The 20,045-nt window shown below is 40.3% G+C and carries 19 protein-coding genes and 3 pseudogenes; 14 read left to right on the top strand and 8 right to left on the bottom strand.

From position 1 onward, the window contains the following. Nucleotides 1-58: 58 nt before the first annotated feature. The gene (locus CWC11_RS14860) at nt 59-286 is read right to left on the bottom strand and encodes an EF-hand domain-containing protein (protein ID WP_138683332.1); all 228 of its coding nucleotides are present in this window, start codon (nt 284-286) and stop codon (nt 59-61) included. Nucleotides 287-309: 23 nt separating this feature from the next. Then, entirely contained in the window at nt 310-543 is a 234-nt protein-coding gene (locus CWC11_RS14855) for an EF-hand domain-containing protein (RefSeq protein WP_138683331.1), read from the bottom strand. Nucleotides 544-856: 313 nt separating this feature from the next. Between CWC11_RS14855 and CWC11_RS14850 the strand changes: the two genes are divergently transcribed. The 4 genes from CWC11_RS14850 to CWC11_RS14835 are packed head-to-tail and all read left to right on the top strand — an operon-like array spanning nt 857 to nt 4,718. Next, a complete protein-coding gene (locus tag CWC11_RS14850) occupies nt 857-2,314 on the top strand; it encodes a sensor histidine kinase (protein ID WP_138683330.1) in 1,458 nt (485 codons plus the stop codon). A gap of 1 nt (nt 2,315) precedes the next feature. Beyond that, the gene (locus CWC11_RS14845; RefSeq protein ID WP_138683329.1) at nt 2,316-2,858 is read left to right on the top strand and encodes a hypothetical protein; all 543 of its coding nucleotides are present in this window, start codon (nt 2,316-2,318) and stop codon (nt 2,856-2,858) included. Nucleotides 2,859-2,860: 2 nt separating this feature from the next. Next, on the top strand, nt 2,861-4,207 hold the full coding sequence (locus CWC11_RS14840; protein ID WP_138683328.1) for a sigma 54-interacting transcriptional regulator: 1,347 nt from the start codon (nt 2,861-2,863) through the stop codon (nt 4,205-4,207). 10 nt (nt 4,208-4,217) lie between these two features. Continuing rightward, nucleotides 4,218-4,718, top strand: coding sequence for a DUF1543 domain-containing protein (locus tag CWC11_RS14835; RefSeq protein WP_138683327.1), 501 nt, complete (start codon nt 4,218-4,220; stop codon nt 4,716-4,718). A gap of 15 nt (nt 4,719-4,733) precedes the next feature. Here the strand turns inward: CWC11_RS14835 and CWC11_RS14830 are convergent, their stop codons facing one another. Then, entirely contained in the window at nt 4,734-4,961 is a 228-nt protein-coding gene (locus CWC11_RS14830; protein ID WP_058547162.1) for a hypothetical protein, read from the bottom strand. A 133-nt stretch (nt 4,962-5,094) separates the two neighbouring features. On the opposite strand from CWC11_RS14830, the gene CWC11_RS14825 reads away from it, so the two are divergent. Further along, nucleotides 5,095-6,345 (top strand): multifunctional CCA addition/repair protein, encoded by a 1,251-nt coding sequence (locus CWC11_RS14825; protein WP_138683326.1) that lies wholly within the window; start codon nt 5,095-5,097, stop codon nt 6,343-6,345. A 13-nt stretch (nt 6,346-6,358) separates the two neighbouring features. Here the strand turns inward: CWC11_RS14825 and CWC11_RS22835 are convergent, their stop codons facing one another. From CWC11_RS22835 to pdsR, 3 genes and pseudogenes are all read right to left on the bottom strand, one after another. After that, nucleotides 6,359-6,523, bottom strand: coding sequence for a hypothetical protein (locus tag CWC11_RS22835; protein WP_171038434.1), 165 nt, complete (start codon nt 6,521-6,523; stop codon nt 6,359-6,361). A gap of 152 nt (nt 6,524-6,675) precedes the next feature. Continuing rightward, nucleotides 6,676-8,811 carry a proteobacterial dedicated sortase system histidine kinase gene (pdsS, locus tag CWC11_RS14820; RefSeq protein ID WP_138683325.1) on the bottom strand — a complete coding sequence of 712 codons (2,136 nt, stop codon included), beginning with the start codon at nt 8,809-8,811 and terminating at the stop codon, nt 6,676-6,678. Then, nucleotides 8,811-9,499, bottom strand: a pseudogene (pdsR, locus tag CWC11_RS14815) (proteobacterial dedicated sortase system response regulator). The gene pdsS and the pseudogene pdsR overlap by 1 nt, the downstream one beginning before the upstream one ends. Nucleotides 9,500-9,699: 200 nt before the next feature. Between pdsR and pdsO the strand changes: the two are divergent. The 3 genes and pseudogenes from pdsO to CWC11_RS23355 form a co-directional block, all read left to right on the top strand. Further along, nucleotides 9,700-10,436: pseudogene (pdsO, locus tag CWC11_RS14810) on the top strand (sortase-associated OmpA-like protein PdsO). Between the two features lie 46 nt (nt 10,437-10,482). After that, nucleotides 10,483-12,501 carry a marine proteobacterial sortase target protein gene (locus CWC11_RS14805; RefSeq protein WP_138683324.1) on the top strand — a complete coding sequence of 673 codons (2,019 nt, stop codon included), beginning with the start codon at nt 10,483-10,485 and terminating at the stop codon, nt 12,499-12,501. Next, nucleotides 12,498-12,998: pseudogene (locus CWC11_RS23355) on the top strand (class GN sortase); the annotation flags it as partial. The gene CWC11_RS14805 and the pseudogene CWC11_RS23355, both read left to right, overlap by 4 nt. Here the strand turns inward: CWC11_RS23355 and CWC11_RS14795 are convergent. Next, complete coding sequence (locus CWC11_RS14795; RefSeq protein WP_138683361.1) at nt 12,998-13,987, bottom strand: DMT family transporter; 990 nt, start codon at nt 13,985-13,987, stop codon at nt 12,998-13,000. The pseudogene CWC11_RS23355 and the gene CWC11_RS14795 overlap by 1 nt on opposite strands. A 117-nt stretch (nt 13,988-14,104) precedes the next feature. Between CWC11_RS14795 and proB the strand changes: the two genes are divergently transcribed. From proB to CWC11_RS14770, 5 genes are all read left to right on the top strand, one after another. Continuing rightward, on the top strand, nt 14,105-15,208 hold the full coding sequence (gene proB / locus CWC11_RS14790; protein WP_138683322.1) for a glutamate 5-kinase: 1,104 nt from the start codon (nt 14,105-14,107) through the stop codon (nt 15,206-15,208). A 97-nt stretch (nt 15,209-15,305) separates the two neighbouring features. Continuing rightward, nucleotides 15,306-16,280 carry a GGDEF domain-containing protein gene (locus CWC11_RS14785; RefSeq protein ID WP_138683321.1) on the top strand — a complete coding sequence of 325 codons (975 nt, stop codon included), beginning with the start codon at nt 15,306-15,308 and terminating at the stop codon, nt 16,278-16,280. Nucleotides 16,281-16,336: 56 nt separating this feature from the next. Next, nucleotides 16,337-16,696 (top strand): glutaredoxin family protein, encoded by a 360-nt coding sequence (locus tag CWC11_RS14780; RefSeq protein ID WP_058547169.1) that lies wholly within the window; start codon nt 16,337-16,339, stop codon nt 16,694-16,696. A gap of 46 nt (nt 16,697-16,742) precedes the next feature. Then, on the top strand, nt 16,743-18,227 hold the full coding sequence (gene gltX / locus CWC11_RS14775; RefSeq protein ID WP_138683320.1) for a glutamate--tRNA ligase: 1,485 nt from the start codon (nt 16,743-16,745) through the stop codon (nt 18,225-18,227). Between the two features lie 162 nt (nt 18,228-18,389). After that, entirely contained in the window at nt 18,390-18,689 is a 300-nt protein-coding gene (locus tag CWC11_RS14770; RefSeq protein ID WP_138683319.1) for a 2OG-Fe(II) oxygenase, read from the top strand. A 9-nt stretch (nt 18,690-18,698) separates the two neighbouring features. On the opposite strand, the gene CWC11_RS14765 is transcribed toward CWC11_RS14770, so the two are convergent. Beyond that, nucleotides 18,699-19,091: a hypothetical protein gene (locus CWC11_RS14765; RefSeq protein WP_138683318.1), complete on the bottom strand. Its 393-nt coding sequence runs from the start codon at nt 19,089-19,091 to the stop codon at nt 18,699-18,701. A gap of 167 nt (nt 19,092-19,258) precedes the next feature. Between CWC11_RS14765 and CWC11_RS14760 the strand changes: the two genes are divergently transcribed. Continuing rightward, complete coding sequence (locus CWC11_RS14760) at nt 19,259-19,960, top strand: DUF3581 domain-containing protein (protein ID WP_138683317.1); 702 nt, start codon at nt 19,259-19,261, stop codon at nt 19,958-19,960. Nucleotides 19,961-20,045 lie beyond the last annotated feature (85 nt).

Here is a 20,045-nt window from a genome sequence, read left to right as displayed (position 1 = left end):
CTTTTAATTCTACTTTAACAGTAACTATCTTAAGTGAAACTTAACTAACTAAAGCAAGTTATGGCTTAAAACTTTCAAATTCTTTTTTTGAAACCTTTTCATCGCCATCTTCATCTAAATCAGCAAATTGTCTCATTACTTCTTTGTCTTGCTTTGCTTCAGCAAGTGTAATTTGTCCGTCCATGTCTTTATCTAAATGAGCAAATCGAACATGCATTGGCGACGCCAATACGGTTGCGCTAATGGCTAAAAACATTAACGAAAAAGCGGCTATAAGTTGTTTCATAATCACATTCCTTATTTAATGAGTTATTGAATGAACTTTTTGAATTCGTTTAGCGACAACTGACCATCTTGGTTGGTGTCGATTTGCGAAAAATTTTCGTGAAGCACTGCGTCTTCACCAGCTTCGGCTTCACTTAAAGTACCGTTGCTGTCTTTATCTAGTTCATTAAAAGTGGCTTGAACGTCCATTGCCAAGGCGCTTGCGCTTAAAAAGCCTAAAGCAGCTAATGATGAGATCACTAAAAGGCGGTTGTTCATAATTATTTCCTTATTAAATAAATTTAGATTAGCTATTACAAAAACAATGCCAACATTTATTTTTGTTAATAATCAAATGTTTATGTGTTTTTTGTTCTTGCGGTAAGAAATTTTTACAGAGCTTTGTGTGATTTTTGCAACACTTTTAACTGCATTGCTTTGTATGGCAACTATATCAATAGCTTACGTTGTTGCCATTTGGCAACAGTTAAGGCGTAATAGGGCTTGAACGTATTAAATATAATTACTGATTCAGCTAGGGTATAAGGTAAAAGCCTGATAATAGATACTAAAAAGCAAAGGACTAAACACAATGCCAGCAACTATGGCTAAAAAATACCATGCATTACTTAATTGGCGCCCTAACTTAATCGGTCAGTTTGTAATAAGTATGTTGTTATCTTTATTACCACTTTCGTTAGTGGTAATTGTGTTTTTAAATGCACTTAATAAACAACTCGCCGTTACTCAGCAAATAGTCAGTGACAATTATCACGTTACCAAATCATTCAATACTTTAAAGCAAGAGCTCAATAGTTTAGAGCGTGCGACTCGGCAAAACTGGGTTTTAAAAAGTGAATCTCTTGATGATCTAATTGTAGATAAATGGCAAACATCGCTGCAAAGTATTGATGAGTTAACCCAATTTAGCTCATCAGCCGATTACAACGCTAATTGGCAACGCTTAGCGCACATCTTACAAGCAGCTCATACTCAATTAGTAGAGGAAAAACAGCAGCAAGCAGATTTATTTTTACCTATTAGTGACTTAGTTGCAGAGCTGACCATATGGCTTCGCGACGTAAATGCAGAGCAAATAGAGAACAATCAAAATGAGCTTTCTTCATTGCAGTCTTCATTTATAAATTGGCTGGTGGCACTTATTCCGCTAACTCTAATTGTGGGCGGCGGTTTTTTATGGCGTATTAGTAAGCGCCTTAAAGGCTTAACTTCAGTAATCGATAAATTAGGACAAGGGCATTGGCAGCAAAAAATAGCCGTTCATGGCTCAGCAGAGTTAGTTGAGCTTGGTAATAAGCTGCAGTGGGTGCAAGAGCAGCTGCACGTACTTGAGCAGCAAAAAGACACTTTTTTACGCCATGTTACACACGAGCTAAAAACACCGCTTGCTTCAATGGTCGAAGGAACTGACCTTTTAAGTGATGAAATTGTAGGCCCTGTAACCGACGAGCAAAAAGCAGTACTTGAACTGATTAGTCAGTCAATGGTGCGTCTGCGAACCATGATTGATAGCCTACTTAGTTACAATGCAATTCGTACCAGCAAAGATAGTTTAAGTGAAGTAGAGTTTAGCTATTTAATTAACAAAATTAATAGTCATTTTGAACATCGTTTAAGTGCCCGAAATCAAACACTTCAGTGGCAAAATAACTTACCAAATAAACCGCTTGCTCTGCCTAGTGAATTAATAGAAATGATTTTAATACAGCTTATTTCAAATGGCTTAAAGTTTTCAGAGCAAGGGCAGCACGTAGCTATAGATTTAGCGCTTGAGCAAAGCCAGCTAAATATAAAAGTAATAGACCATGGCTGTGGTATTAAAGAGCAAGAAAAAACACAGATTTTCGGCGCATTTTACCAAGGTAAACATAATAAAGATGTTACGCTGCAAGGCAGTGGCTTAGGTTTAACCATAGTTAAAGAGTCGGTAGAGCAATTAAGGGGTAAATTAAGCGTTGAGCATAATGAACCTCATGGTTGCCAATTTTTAATAAAAATTCCCATAACAATAAATCAAGGAGTTAACTAGCATGCGCTCGCGTTTAATGGCTATTTTATGTGTGCTGAGCAGTACTATTATTTTATCTGGGTGTGAAACAAATAACGCACAACAACAAAGTGTGGTGTCCTCGCCTGCGCCAGTAGCTGATACAACAACAAAAAATAAAAGCACACTGCCTAGCCCAAAAGCACGCCCTAAAAGCGATCCGACCTATCCACCTGCAGAGCAAGTTATTGCTTGGCATGCTAATCAATGTGGCGGTTTTAAAGTTGCGCAGGTTAAGCAAACTTACTTAGGTGAGACAGAACTTAAACACTTTTTTAAATACATGTGCTTAAACGTAAATACTGATCCTAATGCGGTTATGAGTAAATTACTAAAGCTCGATTTAGCTTACTTTTGGCCTGACGATATAAAGCAATATTTATGGTTGCAAAAGCAGCAAGTAACAATGCAAATAAATGCCAAAAAAGAGCAACAAGCACTAAATGATAAAATGCAAGAAACCCTCTCGTCATTAGCAACTATAGAGCAGCAACTTTTATTGCGCGAAGATACCAAGGAGCAGTAATTATGGCCGAAAAAAAGCCGCAAGGCGCAAAAGTATTATTGGTTGATGACGACGCCAGCTTATTAAAATTACTGGCTATTCGTATCGAGTCTAAAGACTATGAAGTAACTACTTGCGAAAGTGGTATTACGGCACTGCAAATACTCAAAAGCCAAGTGTTTGATGCGGTAATAACCGACTTGCGTATGGATGAAATGGATGGCATGACACTACATCGCCAACTGCAAAGCCGCTACCCAGCATTGCCCGTTATTATGATGACAGCTCATGGATCTATTCCTGATGCGGTTGAAGCCACTAAACAAGGTATTTTTGCTTTTATAACAAAACCAGTAGATAAAGACGAGCTATTCGACAGCCTTGCAAAAGCCATAGAAATACATGGCGTTAACGCCGATGAAGTTATTCCAAAAAGTAATATTGTGACACGCAGCGGGGCTATGCTGCATTTGCTTGAGCAAGTAAAATTACTTGGGCCAACACAAGTTAATGTACTTATCTCTGGTGCAAGTGGTACAGGTAAAGAGCTACTTGCACAGGCGATTCACCAACACAGTCATGTAAGCGAAGGGCCATTTGTGGCTATTAACTGCGGCGCTGTACCAGGGGAGCTTTTAGAGTCTGAATTATTTGGCCATAAAAAAGGCTCATTTACAGGTGCTGTGAAAGATCACCAAGGTTTATTTCAACAAGCGCAGGGCGGCACGTTATTTTTAGATGAAATTGGTGATATGCCACTTAACTTACAAGTTAAGTTACTGCGAGTACTTCAAGAAAAAACCATTCGCCCGGTGGGTTTTCAAGAAGAAATTCCTATTGATGTGCGAATCGTGTCTGCAACTCATAAAAACTTACCGGATGCGATTTTAAATCAGCAATTTAGGGAAGATTTATATTATCGCTTAAATGTTGTTAACTTAAAACTACCGCCACTTCATGAGCGCCGTGAAGACATAAGCTTACTTGCACAGCATTTTAGCGCAAGTATTGCCAAACGTATGAATCAAAGCGAAAAACGTTTTGCAAGCGATGCCATGCATGCGCTTGTACGCTACGATTGGCCAGGTAATATTCGCCAATTGCAAAACGTAGTAGAGCAAGTTGTTGCATTAACGCCAAGCGAAGTAATATCAGAACATTTAGTGTTGGCAGCCCTTAATAGTAACGAAAAAAATGTAGAGCCGTTATCACTTAATGACGCTAAAAAAGAGTTTGAACGCGACTACGTAATCAATACTTTAAAAATGGCCGGTGGCAATGTAGCCGAAGGCGCAAAGCTTGCTAAACGTAACCGTTCAGACTTTTATAAACTGATTAAAAAACACAATATTGATGTAGATAATTTATAAAGGTAAGCAAATGCAGTTATTTATGGTGTATTTAGGTGGGCGAATTCAAGGCTGCCATATAGAAATGCACGATATTCGCTTTGTAGTAGGGGAGAATATAGAGCAAACCTACTCAAAGTTAAAAAGCCAATGGGTGGGCGATAAAAATAGCGTCCATATGGACAGCTTTATGACCATAAACCATATTGATGGCTTTAAAGTAGAAGTAGTTGATACCTATGTTGAGCAAAATAAGCAGCTTTATTTTGTTAATTTAGGCGCTTACAGAAGTGACTCTATGGCTGAGCAACACGACTTTGCACTGTATGTTGCAAGTAGTAGCAATGAGGCCAAACAACGCGCTAAAAGTGATTTGCTCGCAGGCCTTAGCCATATTCATAAAGATGATTTACACGATGTGGATGACTGCTTTGCCATTGACCTACTCGACAGCCAATTAAATATTAAACTGACCCCAAGCGGGCAATCTCAAACAATAAAGCCAGACTGGTTTGGCTACCACGTACTTTAAATCAGCAACGCAGGACTAAGAGTCCTGCTCGCTTTGCTCATCTTTTTCGCTTTTAGCTGCCATTTTAAATGCCACAATAACCAACCCAAACATTGCAAATGGCAGTGCTGCCAACATGTACTCAACCATGTTGCTGTCTTGAAAGTTTGCTTGCAGTAAAAAATGACCCGCCACGCACATTAAAATAACCACTAATAAAATGGGGAGTAACATAAGTTCTTTTTTTGATGAATGGTTTTTCATTGAATGTGAGGCTACAACTTAAAAATAATGCGCCATTGTAATGAGCTTACTCGAGCTTGGCAAACGCCGCAGAGCTTTTTAAATAATGATATGATTAGTGTCAAACAATTGGGCAAGTGTTATTGGGAATAAAGTGAAAAGTAGCTTAAATAAGGTGTATCTTGTTGGGGGCGCAGTGCGCGACCAACTACTAAACATAGAATCAAAAGACAACGACTACGTAGTGATAGGCGAGACGCCACAAACTATGGAGTCACTTGGTTTTGTGCCAATAGGTAGCGACTTTCCAGTGTATTTACATCCAAAAACAAAAGAAGAATATGCACTTGGCCGTACTGAGCGAAAAAGCGGTAAAGGCTATACCGGTTTTGTGGTTGATGCCAGCCCGAATGTAACCCTAGAAGAAGATTTAGCAAGGCGCGATTTAACCATTAACTCAATGGCGCTTGACGAAAATGGCAACATTATTGACCCATTCAATGGCCAAAGCGATTTACAAAACAAAATATTGCGCCACACCACACAAGCGTTTGTAGAAGATCCTGTACGAGTACTGCGTATTGCGCGATTTTTAGCGCGCTATGGCAGCCAGTGGAGTATTCACCCAAGTACTTATGCATTAATGCGTGAGCTTAAAAATAAAGGTGAGCTTAATCATTTAGTACCCGAGCGTGTATGGCTTGAAACCGAAAAGGCCCTTGGCGAAAAGCACCCAGAACTTTATTTTAAAGCGCTACATGGCTTAGGTATTTTTCCTGAAATAGAGCGAATGGAGGGTGTGCCGCAGCCAGTCAACCATCATCCTGAAGGCGATGTATTTATACATACTATGCTGGTTTTAAGGCGCGCTGCCGATTTGAATTTTAACCTTGAGACTCGTTTTGCTGCACTTACCCATGATTTTGGTAAAGCATTGAGTTTTAAAAAACGCGGTAATTTACGTAGCCATGAGCGCGAAGGTGTAGCTGTAGTTGAAAAATTTTGTGAGCGTTTAAAAGTACCCAACCGATTTCGTGATATTGGTGTGCTCACTAGCGACAATCATACTTTGTGTCACACGGTTGATCAGTTAAGGGCGCAAACTATTCATAAGTTAATCGTGACTAATTTAAACGCACTTGTGCACCCTGAGCGATTTATTGCATTTACTCAAGCTTGCCAATGCGATGCGCAAGGGCGCGGAGAAACACTGGTTGATAAGCCATACCCGCAAGCAACTAAGCTGCGAGCAATTTTTAGCGAACTAGAAAAAATGGATAAAAAGCAGATAGTCCAAAATGCACTTAAAAATGGCAAAAAAGGCCCAGAAATAGGCGAAGAGGTAAAGCTGGCAGAAATAAACTGTATAAAATCATTTTTACAAAATGAAAAACATGAAACGTGAGTGCTTTAATTATCTAAACTAAATACTGCGATACGCCTTGGTTTTTAACTGTTTCGGGTTTTCTTAAGTCTTTGTAATTAGCACTTTTTGGTTTAACGTTTTCAGATTCAGGCTTTTTAGAGGGCCTGTATAAGTCAAAAATAAAATCTAGTTCTTCACGCTCTAGTGATGGTTTCATGGGTAATCCTTCAATTTAATACTTTAATATGATGTAGGGTATGGCCATTCGACTGAATTAAAAGTGAATAGTTACATTAGAAGTTGTACTAAATTGTAATCGGTGTGCAAAAAATAAGGACGACCTATAAAGTAGCCGCCTTTAGTTACATATCATCCTTGCAGCGGGAGGGTTACTTTAAATATTACGCCATCCCTTTGTTCGTTGTTTTGCGCATTTACGCTGCCTTTATGGTAGTCACACACCAGCCTTACAATATAAAGCCCTAAGCCTAAATGTGGTTGTTGCTGCATTTGCTGGCTTCGTACCGACACCATAGAATCAAAAATATGCTCAGTTAGCCCCTCTGGTAGGGCGGGGCCTGTGTTACTTACCGCTAATATGGCTTTATTTTCGCTCTGCTTAAGGCTTACATTAATAGCCGTATTTGCTTCACTAAATTCCAGTGCGTTATTAATTAGCTTATCAAGCAGCTGCGCTATAAACTCAGGTGCCCCTTGCATGGGCAGTGGGCTTTGGCATATATCGAGTTTAAACAATTGTTCAGGGTAGGTAAGTTGGTAGCCTTGCATGCAGCCACTTATTACCTTTTGTAAATCAAATGGCTCGGGCTCATTACTTTGAATACTTTGCTCAAGGCGTGTGGCCTCGCTCATGGTGGTAATTATTTTACCTAAACGTTCAACCCCTTCGCTGGCGCGCTCTAAGTATTTTTGGCTTAACTCGTTTTGTGGCAAACTTTGTAAGTTTTCAAGTGATGAGCGCACCACGGCAACCGGTGTACGTAGCTCGTGCGATAACCTCGACGACATATTTTCTAAGTAGTCGGTATAACCACCAAGTCGACTAACAATGTTTGAAAAACTACGAGAGAGATCACCAATTTCATCGTTAGCATCGCTGTAATTAATGCTGCCGGTTATACGGCCTTGGGCGTCAATTGCTTGCTCTGCGGTATCGCGCAATCGTCTAATACGGCTCGATATTCGAGAGGCAAAAAAGAACAAGGTTACGGTGCCTATGAGCATCACTGCTAAAATAACGTTAAAGAGTTTTTCGAGCGATTTATTACGTAGCGTGCGTACGCCATTTGTGGTTTCCTCAGCAATTACTGCGCCTATGACTTTGTCGTCAATCCAAATAGGGTACGCTGCCGATAAAATAACGGCTTTGCTATCAGGCGTTAATCGCCACGATGATGCCGGCTGGCCTTTTAAGGCCTTTGCCAAATGGGTGCCTTGCATTGATGCTACATCGTGTAGGGTGTCTAAAAATTCGTTTTCTGGGCGGGTTAAAATTTTATAATACAATGGGTGTAAATAGCTTTGCTCAAAGCGCTGCCACCACGTTTTTGGTGCTTGATTTTTAAGGCCATCGGCCCACACGCCATCGGCATTTTGAATTGTTCCCGATTGTGCTAACACACGATGGTGATTATCGACCACCCAAATACGGCTACCACTGTGACCCATGCCTTTTAAAATGCGGTTAATTTCCGGAGACGGTACAAGCACTGAGCCTAAATCGCTTGGGTTATTTAAGTTTGAAGTCGACATAGTTTTAGGCTCTGCCAATGCATTTTTACTATCTACATCAACAATGGCAAAGCCAAGTTTATTACCAAGTAACTCTATAGGAAAGCGCAGCTCTACGTTATAACCTGATTTGGTACTTTCAAAATACCCCTGAATTTTTGTAAACGGTATTTTGGTGTTGGCGTCAAACGCATTGACCCAGCCATCTTGGCGCGGTGCAATAATATACGTTTTAAATTGGCCGTCAGGGGTTTTTAAGCCAATTTTTAAGTAATCATTATTGGTAATGCTTAAGCTGTTTTTAGCGCGGTAAATTAATGTGTTATCGGTTACTTTAAATACTGCATACAAGTAATTATCAAACTTACCCACCATGTGCTTAAACGATAAATCCTCAGCTTTATGCTCCTTGTCTGCTTTTTGTAAATAGCGCTTATCGTATTGCCAAAAGAGTGGTTGATAACTTTGCCAGTCGCTAAGTTTGCCATCAAGTTGAATCGGGTTTTTAAGATTGTACGCATATAAGTCGCGCCCTTTTACTACTTGATCTAAAAAGTTGGTCTGCTCGTCAAAGAGTGCGGGGCGCTCATGCAATGCGGTGGCAAGTGCGCGAGTAGTACCTACCAGGGTTTTTTCTTGGCCTTGGCGTAAAAACTTTTCCATTTCCCATACGTATTCGTAGCCAAGCCATGGCAGTAAAAACAAAAAGCACGAAAGTAATATAAATTTACTGCGCAGGCCAAATCGTAGCATTAGCGTTGTTCCCACCTGTAGCCCATGCCGTACACGGTATCTATGCAGTCAAAGTGGCTATCAAGTGCTATAAACTTTTGCGAATACGTTTTACGTGTGAGGTTATGGTGCTGTCATCTACATAAATTTTTGCATCGCTCATTAAATCGTTACGGCTTTTAACATGCCCTGGTCGCTGCGCGAGTGAGTGCAACATCCAAAACTCAGTGACCGTTAAATCAACTAGTTGCTGCTGCCAAAATACCTGCATACGTTGCGTGTCGAGCACCAGCTGCCCTCGGGTTATAAGTGCATTGGCATCGGCGGGTTGCTCAAGGGCTTCCATTCTACGAAATAGCGCGCCAATACGCGCGGCTAAGTGTGCCAAGCTAATATCTTTTGTTAGGTAGTCGTCGGCGCCCATACGCAGGCCACATACTGTGTCTATTTCGCTATCGCGGGCGGTTAAAAAAATAATAGGCAGTGTTTTAGAAAGCGTACGCAAGGTTTGGCAAAGCAAAAAACCGCCATCTATTTCGTGGCTTAAACCTATATCAACAATGGCTAAATCGGGTAGGGCGTCTTTAAATGCAATCTCAGCGCTGGCGCGATCGGCAAAGCCACTTACGTGGTAACCTTGTGCGCTAAGCATTTCAATATAGTTCTCGCGGATTGCAGTTTCATCTTCAATGATGGCTATTTTTTTCATTTTAAACACCCCTATTTATTATAAAACGCACTATATCGAAGTTTTTAAGCTGTGTACGGTTAAAAAGGCAATTGCCATTTTTTTGCCACAATTGCTCAGCGGTTTGCCATTTTTGCTCCCCTTTGTTGCCACTTGCGGCTGTTTTAATACACCCATCAAAACAAAACATCACACATTAAAACAAGTTTAAGAGGACTACCATGAAGAAGACATTAATCGCATTAACGCTTGTAGCCAGTGTTTGTTCACCTGCATTTGCATCAACTGCTCACACGCCTTCTAAAGAAGCACATAAAGAAACCGCCATTGGTTTAGGTGCGGGCGCTATTATTGGCGGTGTGGTTGGTGGGCCTATTGGGGCATTTATTGGCGCATTTGCAGGGGGCTTAATTGGAGACTCTAAAGTAGCCGATGACAAAATAGCCCAGCAGCAACAAGCAATTACACTTATGCAGGAAAAAAAAAAACCAGCGACTACATGTATGTGCTTAACCACAACAATAAGCTTGAGCAACAGTTAGAAGTACTTGCCAATCAAAATGAGCAATTAACCCAAGCACAAATAAAAAACCTACTTGCCATGACAGTTCAATTTAAAACGGGCTCAAGTGTTATAGCGCCGCACTTTGCACAGCAACTTGACCAATTAGTCACACTTTTAAATAACCAGCCACAACTGGCGCTTGATTTAAGTGGTTTTGCTGATCAACGTGGCGATGAGCAAGCCAACTTATTATTGTCTAAAAAGCGTGTAAATGCAGTGCATAGTTACTTAATAAAGCACGGTATTAGCCATAAACGTTTAAGCACACAAGCATTTGGCGAGCAGCAAACATTAGCTCGTAGCAACACAGTTGAAGATAACTTTTTTGATAGACGCGTAACGCTTACCACTCGCGCAATAAATCCGGTAAATGGCCAAACGGCGAGTAACTAAACCTAACTAAATTTAAGTAAAGCTAAGCGTTCGATGGAGTGATTTTATGTTGAGTAACCCAACCAAAATGCTTACTAAAGTAAGCATTTTTATTTTCTTAGTGAGTGTGCTGCTGGTAAGTTTTAATAGCCATGCACAATCACCCAAGCTTGAGCTTTTTGACAGTGGCGGCGCACCTTTAGCGCCAGCCATTATTTTAAAAAGTGATGCTAACATGACCCTAACAGGCTTAATTAACCATGTGGTAGTTAAGCAAACTTATCAAAACGAAAACCCGTTTGCGGTTAATGCGCGCTACGTTTTTCCGCTGCCTGATGAAAGCGCCGTGCATGCCATGACGATGCGTATAGGCGAGCGAGTCATTAAAGGCCAAATTGATAAAAAAATAGAGGCAGAAAAAAAATACCAAGCAGCTAAAAAAGCAGGTAAACAAGCGGCTCTAGTACGCCAGCAACGCGCTAATATGTTTATTACCAACGTAGCTAATATTGGCCCTGGTGAGCAGGTAATTATAGAGCTTGAGTACCAAGAGATTATTGATTACAGCAGCGGTACATTCGCTATCAGGTTTCCGACTACCATTACGCCACGTTATCACGCGATTAGTGGTGAAGTTGAGCTTAATGAGCAAAACCAAACTCCCGTAAACACCGCACCAAGCGGCTGGTTAAGCCCGGTTTACAGCACTCAAAATATCACTCAAAGTGATAATGCACCAAGTAGTAAATTTAGTCTAAACATTGATATAGACGTAGGTTTAGAGCTGGTGGATATAAACTCTAAATTTCATAACGTAGATATTCATAACCCTGCATTTGGCCAATATACTATTGCATTAAATGAGCAAAATGCCATAAACCGCGACTTTGTACTTGAGTTTAAACCGCTTCAAAAAGAAAGCGCTCAGGCGGCATTTTTTACCCAGCAGTTTGAAAATGGCGACCGGTATGGGCTTGCTATGCTAATGCCGCCGGGGGATCACTTTGTAAAAACGCAGCGCCTTCCTCGCGAAATGGTATTTGTTGTAGATACGTCTGGCTCTATGCACGGGCAATCAATAGAGCAAGCTAAAAAGGCTTTGTTTTATGCGCTGTCTTTGCTTGATAGCCATGACAGTTTTAATATTATTGGCTTTGATAACCACGTTACCTCAATGAGTGATAAACCACTTATTGCCAGCGATTTTAACTTGCGCCGCGCAGAGCGATTTATTTATAGCTTAGAGGCCGATGGCGGCACCGAAATACAAGGTGCGCTTAATGCTGTACTTGATGGCAGTAGTTTTGAAGGCTTTGTACGCCAAGTCGTATTTTTAACCGATGGCAGCGTAAGTAACGAAGACGCTTTATTTAAAAACATTCAGCGTAAATTAGGCGATAGCCGATTATTTACTGTAGGCATTGGTAGTGCACCCAATAGCTTTTTTATGCGCCGCGCTGCTGATATAGGCAAAGGATCATTTACGTTTATTGGCAGCACAAATGAGGTGCAGCCTAAAATGCAGCAGCTATTTGATAAGCTCGCCCACCCGGCTATTACTAATTTAGCGCTAAGTGATGAAAGCGGTAATAGCTTAGATTTTTGGCCATCACCCTTACCCGATTTATACTTTGGTGAACCAATTATGGTGGCTATAAAGCTTGATAAAACAAACAATGTGGTACTTGCTGGGCAAACCGCACAAGGCCCATTAAGTATCAAATTAAGTGCACAAAATAGTGCAAACGCAAAAGGGATTGATAAGTTATGGGCGCGTCAAAAAATCAAATCACTACTTTTATACAATGAGCAAAATGAAATAAAAGACGAAGTACAAAGCCTGGCTCTCGCCCATCAATTACTGAGCCCATTTACTGCTTTTATAGCCATTGAACACACTCAAATTAAAGACGTAGCAAAGCAAACCGCACTAGCTAAAAACGCAGCGCCACAAGGCCTGGCTATGCGCTTACCACAAACCGACGGACAAAGTAGGTTACATATATTACTCGGCTGTATTTTATTGCTTGGCTGTGGCGGGCTTAAAATAAACCGAGGGTTTAAATTAAGTAGGAAACATAAATGAAAAAGTGGCTAAGCGCAGGTTTATTAATTGCTGGGCTTGGATTATTTGGTCATGGTGCTTATTTGCAAGCGAAGGCATGGCTTGCTCAAGTATTAATTGAGCAAGCATGGCAAGAAGCACTAAAATCCCCAAGCGCTAAAGTAAAACCTTGGTTTTACGCCGACAGCTATTTAACTGCACAGCTTAATTGGCCTAAGCATAATAAAATGCTAACTGTATTGGCGGGGGCAAGCGGTCGTAATTTGGCATTTGCCCCAAGCCAATTTTTACCCGCAGGCGAGCTTGGTGGTAAAGCGTACGGTAATCAAAAGGGCGCGTTAATAGCTGGGCATAACGACACCCACTTTGCATTTTTAAAAAATGCTAAAGTGGGGGAGACGTTCACTTTGCAATTGCAAAGCGCAGAGGTACAAACCTATAAAGTAACGGGGATTGAGATTATTCATCAATCCCAACATGAGTTTTTACAAAAGCCGGGGCTTTATTTACTCACCTGTTACCCTTTTGATTCATTAGCTGCTGGTACTGATTTAAGGCTATTGGTTTCAGCTGAGCTAATGTCAGATAAAGTAGTATCTGCATTAATATCTTCGCCAGATTCACTAAGTGGAATATCAACCACGAGTTCTTGATGACGCTGGCTTATCATCACACCAATAAACACGACAAATATACTCAGCCATTGCCAAACGTTAAGTACTTCTCCCAAAATAATGGCTGATAAAATAAGCGTAAATATAGGGATTAAATTAGAATACGCTGCCGCAGTTAATACCGACACTTTACTAATGGCATAGTTATACATGCCATAGCCACCTAGGGTGACGCACGAGCCTAAATATAAAATACTCATAAGTGCGGTTAAGTCGTGTTGGTTTTCGCTTGGCAAGTCGATAAAAAATAAAAAGGGCGCAAAAAATAAACTACCGCTAATACCTTGAAGTGCAATAAGGGTAATGGGGGAGTATCGGTTTGCTAAATGTTTAATGCTAACGGTATAAAACGCGGCGCACACCATGGCCATGAGTTCTAAAAAATTACCTAGTAGCGGGTTGGGTGCTTGCTCAGAGTTAGGAGAGAGCAAAGTAAGTAAAATACTGCCGCCAATACATAAGGTAAAACCGATAACAATGGCTTTACTTATGTACTCTTTAAGCATAAAAAACGCTAGTAAAGCCACAATAATAGGCAAGCACGATACAATAACACCCGCCTGTGAGGCTGAGGTGTACTCCATTGCATGACCTTCAAATAAAAAGTACAAGCAAGGCTCAGCAAGCGACATTCCCAGTAAATATTTCCAGTCGCCTTTTAAATATTCAAATCGAATAACGTAACGCCATAAACAGAGCGATAAAACTAACGTGGTCAGCATGCGCAAAAATATTACTAATGCGGGGTCGTAAATGGCAATAGCATACTTAAGTGCAATAAAAGAGCTGCCCCATAAAAAGGTGGCAATAATTAAACATAAACTGGCGGGCATAGCGGGTAATTTAAACAATAAAATATAATGCGATCCTAGCATGAATAATTTTAACTTGTTCAAAAATACCGAGCTGGTATAAGTTAAATTATCTAAAAATTTTAATAGTAAAAAATAATGCAAAGGGAACAGGTAATAGTTGTAAAGCTTGGTACAAGCGTACTTACTGGTGGCACCGATAAATTAGACAAAGCACACATGGTTGAACTTGTACGCCAATGTAGTGAGCTTAAAAAACAAGGCCACCAAGTCATTTTAGTATCAAGCGGCGCTGTTGCAGCTGGGCGTGAGCAACTTATTAAACCCTGTGGCCGAAGCCTGATTGATAAGCAAATGTTAGCGGCAGTAGGGCAAGGCCAGCTTATCCATATTTGGCAAAGCTTATTTGCTTTATATGGTATTAACGTAGGGCAAATGTTACTAACCCGAGCGGATGTAGATGATCGCGCTCGCTATTTAAATGCTCGCGATACACTCACCGCATTATTAAATTACGATGTAGTGCCCATTATTAACGAAAACGATGCAGTCGCTACAAGCGAAATTAAAGTGGGCGATAACGATAACTTATCGGCCCTTGTAGCCATTTTGGCTAATGCCAACAAGTTATTGCTACTTACCGACCAAGAAGGCTTATTTACCAGCGACCCGCGCACCAATGCTGATGCAAAGCTAATTGACGAAGTAACCCACATAAACGATGAACTTCGCCAACTTGCTGGTGGTAGTGGGACAAATTTAGGCACTGGCGGTATGGCCACAAAACTTCAAGCCGCCGACATAGCAAGGCGTGCAGGGGTTGAGGTTATTATTGCCAAAGGCGCTGGAAACAACGTTATTTTAAAATGCATGAGTGAGCAATTACCGGGGACGCGCTTTTTAAAGCTGACCGCGCCAAAAGATGGCCGAAAAAAATGGCTAATGGCAGGGCCTAAAAGCACAGGCCAAATAATGATTGATGCAGGGGCCATTGCAGCACTGCAAAACAAAGGCGCAAGTTTACTCTCTAAAGGGGTTACAAGTGCATTTGGTCGTTTTGAGCGAGGCGACTTAATAGATTTAATTGATGCAGATAACCAAGTTATTGCACGTGGCTTAACACGCTTTAGCAGTGTTGAGGTAAATAAAATTAAAGGGGCGCATTCAAATAAAATAGGCAATTTACTTGATTACGATACAGGAGCAGAGGTATTACACCGAGACGATTTAGTCTTATTTTAAACCTACTTTAGTATTGGAATAAGGCGTTGCTAATAATTTAGCAAAACTAATAATTTTGTCTAAACTATTGAGATAATGAACAGTTTAGGCATTTTTAATGAAGGCGAATAGTTGCGGGCATGAATGGATTGTTAAGCTTACACAGCAAGAAGAGGAAAGCGACTTAGACACTGCTCTTATTCAAATTATTGCCGATTTACTCGAAATCAAAAACTTTGCAATATACATAAATAAACATATTTCGAAGCCATTGCCACCTACATTAATTAACACCAGCAGTAGCCTTAAAGCTTTAACCCCTACAGAAGCCTTATTAGTTCTTAATAAGGTCACCCAAAACAAAATACGAGTGAGTCGCAATAGTGGCGTAATTAGAAGTTACTTACCGGTTTATCACTTTGGCGAAGTAATGGGGGTTTTATTAATAGAAACTCAGCATGAACTAAGTGAACGGACAACCGCGTTGGCTATTCATATTTTAAATATTTATGCTAATCAACTCGGGCTTTTGTATAAATCGCGCTTAGACCCGTTAACAGAGTTATTAAATAGACAAACATTTGACAAAAAAGTAATTGAAATAGTTTCAGGTAATGGCTTTTTAAAACCACGAAGTGAGGTTTCAAATAAGCGCCGATGGTATTTAGCCATTGCCGACATTGATCTTTTTAAAAATGTGAATGATAACTACGGGCATGTAATTGGCGATGAGGTTATTTTGTTAGTGGCAAGGCTTTTAAAAAATAACTTTAGATTAGAAGATTACGTATTTAGATACGGTGGTGAAGAGTTTGCGGTATTATTTCAAACTAAAACAGAGACCGAAGCGCGTGTTGCCCTTAACAGATTACGCTTAAATGTTGCAGAGTACCCTTTTCCTCAAATAGGGCAGCTCACCATTAGCTGTGGCTTTTTAGAACTTGCCAGTATTGATACGGTTTCAAGCATTGTTAACCAAGCAGATTTAGCCCTATATCACTCTAAAAATAATGGCCGAAACAGAGTAACTTCTTATAATGAATTAGGCGTAAACGATCAACAACAAGTAGATAACAGCATTGAGCTTTTTTGATTGTAAATTTGTGCTAAAATCTGGCTCCTTAAATTGTTGTAGGCAGAGCACAAAACATGAAATTCGTTCGTTGGTTTTTAGGTTGTATAATTTTATTCTTTAATTTTGTATTTACTCCTCGCAGTAAAAAGCGTGCAAGCGACGAGCAAGCAAAGCTTGATCTGCAAACCTCACAATTTAAACTTTATCAATTTAAATCATGCCCGTTTTGCGTAAAAGTACGCCGTGCTATTAAGCGCGAAGGCTTAAAAGTAGAAACGCGTGATGCAAAGAATAATCAGCAATATCGTCAAGAGTTGTTAGAGCAAGGCGGCAAAATTAAAGTGCCATGCCTACGTATTGAAAAAGATGGCCAAGTACAATGGCTATACGAATCAAACGATATTATTGCTTACTTAAATAAAGTAGCAGCTTAAACGTAACCATATAATTTTTATCTCACTTATTTAAAGAGACATTACCATGACAATCCGTACTCGTGTTGCCCCGTCACCAACAGGTGACCCGCATCTTGGCACAGCTTACATTGCTTTATTTAACTACTGTTTTGCTAAACAGCAAGGCGGCGAGTTTGTTCTTCGTATTGAAGATACCGACCAAGTGCGCAGCACACCAGAATCAGAGCAAGCTATTATGGATAGCCTGCGTTGGTTAGGCCTTGAGTGGGATCATGGTCCTGATGTAGGTGGCGAATTTGGCCCGTACCGTCAATCTGAGCGTAGCGATTTATATAAAAAATACGCGCACCAATTAGTTGAGCAAGGTAAAGCGTTTTATTGTTTTGCAACCAGCGAAGAACTTGACCAAATGCGCGAAGAGCAAATGGCCGAAGGTCTGCGCCCTAAGTACGATGGTCGTGGTTTAAACCATACAGAAGACGAAATTAAAGCAAACCTGGCTGCTGGTAAGCCTTACGTTATACGTATGAAAATACCAAGCGAAGGCACCTTTGTGTTTAACGACTACCTTCGCGACGAAATTGAGATCCCGTGGGAAAACGTAGACATGCAAGTGCTATTAAAAGCCGATGGTTTCCCAACGTACTTTTTAGCAAACGTGGTAGATGATCACCACATGCAAATTAGCCATATTTTCCGTGGCGAAGAGTGGATTAACTCAGCACCTAAACTATTAAAACTTTACGAAGATTTTGGTTGGGAAGCGCCAGTATTAGGCCATTTACCATTATTGCGTAACCCAGATAAATCAAAGCTTTCTAAGCGTAAAAACCCAACCAGTATTAATTACTATAAAGAAATGGGTTACCTACCAGAAGCCGTGCTTAACTACTTAGGCCGTATGGGTTGGTCAATGCCTGATGAGCGTGAAAAATTCACCCTTAACGAGATGATTGAACACTTCGACATGAAGCGTGTATCGCTTGGTGGCCCAGTATTTGACGTAGACAAGCTAAGCTGGTTAAACGGCACGTGGATCCGCGAAAACCTAACTGACGAAGAGCTTGTGCAGCGCTTTGTTGATTGGAAGTTTAACGGTGACATGCTTGCTAAAGTATTACCAGAAGCTAAAACGCGTATTAACACGCTATCGGATATGGTTGATTTAGCGGGTCACTTTGTAGGTGGCATTCCAACTTACGACCCCGCACTTTTAACTGCAGGCAAAGCTGACGAAAACGTAATACGCCAAGCGCTACAATTCTTTGTATGGCAATTAGAAGGCTTACGCAGCTTTGAAAAACCAGCTATTTTTGCCATTGCAAAAGAAGTAGCCACATTCCACGAGCTTAAAATTAAAGACTTTTTAGAGCCAATATTTGTAGCAATCACTGGTAAAACATCATCTACCTCAGTGCTTGATGCAATGGAAATTTTGGGCTCTGACCTATCACGTGCGCGTTTACGTGTAGCGCTTGCTCATTTAGGTATCTCTAAAAAGCAGGCTAAAAATATTGAGCGTGCGTACCGCACATACCCAAGTGCATAATGATTAAATGATGCATTTTTAAAAGCCGAACTTAGTAAATAAGTTCGGCTTTTTTGTTTCAGGCTGTTTGGCTATATGTCATGGTATTTTGATATTGTTTAGCGCAAGCATTCGTAATTTACAAAATGCTATAATGCTGCATGTAAACTCAAAGGAGGCAGTATGGTTGCACCTGTAAAAAACAAAGCCTTATTTAGCAGCAATACCTTTTCAATAAATTTAGTTACTTACCCTACAAACCACAGCGTGATGAACCATATTGACCCAGTGCAACAAGGGCGCTACTACAAGCTCAATTTTGTACTAGTAAAACCTAAAACTGGTGGGGTATTTAAATGCTCAAAATGCATTATTAATTGGTTTAACCGCGTTTATTTATTTAGACCCGATAAGTACGAACACAGCGTAACTAAAATAGAGTCGGGTAAGCGCGTGCTACTTAGCTTTGCGCTTAATGTATAGAGTGTTTAATTAATAATCGTAGGCTTGTCCGGAGCATAAAATAGACAAATCGCAATATGATACAGACGTTTCACTACAAGAATTAATAGTAAAAGCATTTCCGCCTCTGCGCATGACATCCGCTTTTAGTAAATCTATAGCGTCAGATTTAGAGCGGTTGTAGCTAGTATTGTTATTACCCATACCGTCGCCATTACAGCTTTCACCTTCTATTCGCCCTAAAAGTGTAGCGCCACTTTCGTGTGCTTCTTGGTCGCTATAAAACTGCTGTAAATCTCGTTTATTAACGTATGTACCTATTTCTTGAGATAAAATATCGTTATCTATATCTGTATGATAAGTCATGCCAGAGCATCCAGCCAAAGTTGTCAGTACGCTTATTGTTGCTATAACACGTAGCATAATTATTAGTCCCTTATTTAGTTTGGAAAGTAAATTACTAACAAAAACAGAAGTGTGCAACATTTGTACTTAAGTTAATTGTAAGATTTAGTAAGTGATTCGACCTCTATTTATTTTTTTTCTGGTAGTATGGATAGGTTATAAGCAGTTTAAGCAGTGAACAAACTATGTTAAGTCCTTATTTTCAGCAACATGCTGATTACGTTTCTATCTCTCGTGAGCAAGGTTGTCGTTTCGCAAAATGTGTTGCCGATGATTACAATCCACTTCATGACAAAGATGCCAAAAAGTTTTGCGCGCCAGGAGACTTACTTTTTTCTTTAGTGTTAGACCGCTATGGTATAAGTGAGCGAATGGAATTTACCTTTGCTGGTATGGTTGACGAAAACACTAAACTTAACTTCCCACAAGGGGATGACGAGTTTGATGTAACCAACGGCGATAAAGTTATATTAAAGGTAAAACGCGAAGGTAAAACCAGCAAATGCCCAACACTTACTAATAGCCTAATAAAAAACTATGTTGAGTTTTCTGGTGCGGCTTTCCCGCATGTAATTATTCCACTAATGGGTAAGCAAGAGGTGATGATTAACCCTGCGCGCCCTATGGTTATTTACGAGTCGATGATTATTAACCTTGATAACATTGATATTCAAGCACCTACGCTTGAATTTGCTGAGCCAAGTTTTGAGTACGCCGGTAAACGCGGAAAAATTACTTTACGCTTTAATTTATTAGAAAACGGCGAAAAAGTCGGTTTTGGTGAAAAGCACATGGTGGTCTCGGGTATTCGTGAATACTGCCAAGCAACGGTTGATGACTTAATCGCGTTTTATAATGAGCGCAAAGCCACGTTAAAACCGGCTTAAAGCTTATTTTAAATAAAGGCGCTATTTATAGCGCCTTTTTTATTACTAAAGCTCAGGTATAATGGCGCTCTTTGTTATTTTAAAG

Origin of the sequence: Pseudoalteromonas sp. S3178 (assembly GCF_005886985.1) — a bacterium.
GTDB lineage: Bacteria > Pseudomonadota > Gammaproteobacteria > Enterobacterales > Alteromonadaceae > Pseudoalteromonas > Pseudoalteromonas carrageenovora.
The sequence above is the reverse complement of the archived record's forward strand: the minus strand, read 5'-3'. Positions and strand labels throughout refer to the sequence as shown.